Genomic DNA, 2520 nt, shown 5'->3' on the forward strand with positions numbered 1-2520 from the left:
GCCAGCAGCTGATCGTGAGGTTCTTCCGGAGGGGCTTGAGGACGCCTATCCAGTCACGCCGCTGCAGATGGGCATGCTCTTCCATGGTCTGCTCGACAAAGGGGGGGGCAGTTACCATGACGTGTTCTCTTTCGAGCTGCAGTTCGCCTACGACGAAGCAATGTTTGTCGAGGCCATAGAAGCGGTGGTTGCGATGCAGCCCGTACTACGCACCGGCTTCGACTTGGGCAGCTACTCCGTGCCGCTGCAGTTGGTTCATGCCGATGCGCAAGCATGGGTGGAACAGGAGGATCTGAGCGCCTTGTCGCCGGCCGCGCAGGCTGCCTGCATCGAAGATGCCATCTCTCGCATCAAGGCTACCGTGCTGGACTTGCGGGGGCCAACGCTAATCCGTTTCACCCTCCTGAAATTGGCGGATGACCGCATCCAGTGCATCGTCGATGCGCACCACGCCATTCTCGATGGCTGGAGCATGGCAACCGTACAGCGACAGATCTTGGAGCTCTATCATCAACGCCGGGAAGGTGCAGCACTGGCTGACGTGTTTGACGCCGGCGGGCTGCGTTTTGCCGACTACGTAGCCAGTTCGCTCGACGATGAACGCGATGCTCCTTCCATTGCCTGGTGGGATGGGTTCTGCAGCTCGCTTCCACCGCTGCCCCAACTGCGCCCCGCACCCGGGGGCGGACATCAGCTGCGGCGCCATCATTACACGATGCCGGGGGGCCTCGCGCGCGGTCTGGAAAGCCTTGCAAGTCGTGAGGGAGTGCAGCTGAAGACCTTGATGCTGATGGCACATGGGCAGGTGCTGCGCGCGGTGATGGGCGGTGGCGATGTGCTGAGCGGCATGACCGATCACGGCCGCCCGGAGGCGCACGGCGGACAGAATCTGGTCGGCTTGTTCCTCAACGTTACCCCAGTGTTGATACGGGGTGGCACGAGCTGGCGCGGACTTGCCAGGGAACTGACAACGTCCGAAGCCGATGCAAAGCCCTATCGTCGGCATGCGCTTGCCAGTGTCCTGCGGCGGAATCCGCATCTCTCGGTGCAGGCGAACTTTACCTATACCAACTTCAAGGTTGCCACCGAGTTGATGAAGGTCGATTGGCTCCGCGTGGAGATGGGGGAGCAATTTGAGGAAAGCAACTTCCTGCTGTCGACACAGGTGAGCGGCAACCCGGCTGATGGCTTGCTGGTGACGATCAATACGCAGTTGGGACTATCGGAGGAATTCGTAGCGCATTTGTCAGAGCGATTCATGGCGTCCATCGAAGCAATGCTCTCCGACTTCGACGCGCCCGTTCCGCTGCCGGCAACGGGCGGGTTGCCGCTGCTGCAGGTGGAGGGCGTCGCTGCGGGTGCGTGCGTACTGCGGTGGCCCGATCAACTGCGTCCGCAGTTGCTGGCCGACGTCGCTGAGCTGTGCGCACGTGATTGGGAGGTCTCGCACGGTGGTTCAAAGGGGAGGGCCGCACTGCACTGCACCAATCCGGAAGGTGTCGATGCGCTGCAGTGCGCCATAGCCGCTGGTCGCGCAGCGATGGACGGGGTTGCGCTCTTCTCCGTCGCACACCGATATGCGGATGGCCATAGCGTTTTCGCTGTCGTGGCGGACCTGGACGGCTCTGATGCGGACCGGCAACACGCAGTGTTCGCGTTGCTACGTCGCTATTTCGAGCTCACCGGTGAGCGGGCGTTGGTGCAGGTCGCAGTTGGCGCAGGCACCGACTGGATCAGCTGGGATGCCTGGCAGGCGCGCGTAACGAACTGGAGCGCGACGCTGCACGATGCAGCGCCGACCTTGGATCTTCCGGCCGATGGCCACCGCAGTGACGATGCACCGCTGCATCTGGACAGCGTGCCGGCGCTGCGCTCAACGGCGGATGCCATCATCGCCTGGAGCGGGCAAAGCGGCGGGTCTGCCCAGAGTGTGTGGATTGCTGCCTGGATGGAATTGCTGAGCCGTCTGGGCTCACAGGCTGACGGTCTGCTGGGACTGTTCGACCAGCGCGACTGGCGTCCGTCGGTGGTGGGAGTCATGCGCTACCGCCAGCAGGAAGCCAGTGCATGGGAGTGGATAGGCCAAGTAGAGGCCGCGAGGGGCCGGGCGCTTGCCTGTGCCTTGCCGTCATTGTCGGAGGCGGTGCGGGTGCTACGGGACGCCGGCTGGGGTGATCGCATCGCGCCGTTCGACGCTGGGGTAGTGATCTCGTCTGCTTCGGCATCGCACACGGTGTTCGGCTGTACGGTAGTGCTGCGTCTTTATGACGAGGCGCACCGAACCGGAGCAGAGCTGGTGTTTCGCCCGGATGTTTTTAGTCGTGACACCATAGAGCGGTGGTCCGGCCACCTGGACATGATCGTGGGGGGGATGATCGCGGACTCCAGTGCGCCTATGGGGACGTTGCCTTGGCTGCAGCCTGCTCAGAGGCAGCAGGTAGTCAGCGGCTTCAACCTTACATCGCAGCCCTTCGGTGAGACGCACCTCATCCACACGCTGTTTGAAGCACAGGTACGGCG

1 protein-coding gene is annotated in these 2520 nt (G+C 62.9%); it reads left to right on the forward strand.

From position 1 onward, the window contains the following. Nucleotides 1-2520, forward strand: a 2520-nt coding sequence (locus tag ACXJKH_RS18585; RefSeq protein WP_457321575.1) for a condensation domain-containing protein, incomplete at both ends; no start/stop codon positions are given.

This window comes from Stenotrophomonas sp. P5_B8 (assembly GCF_054049855.1).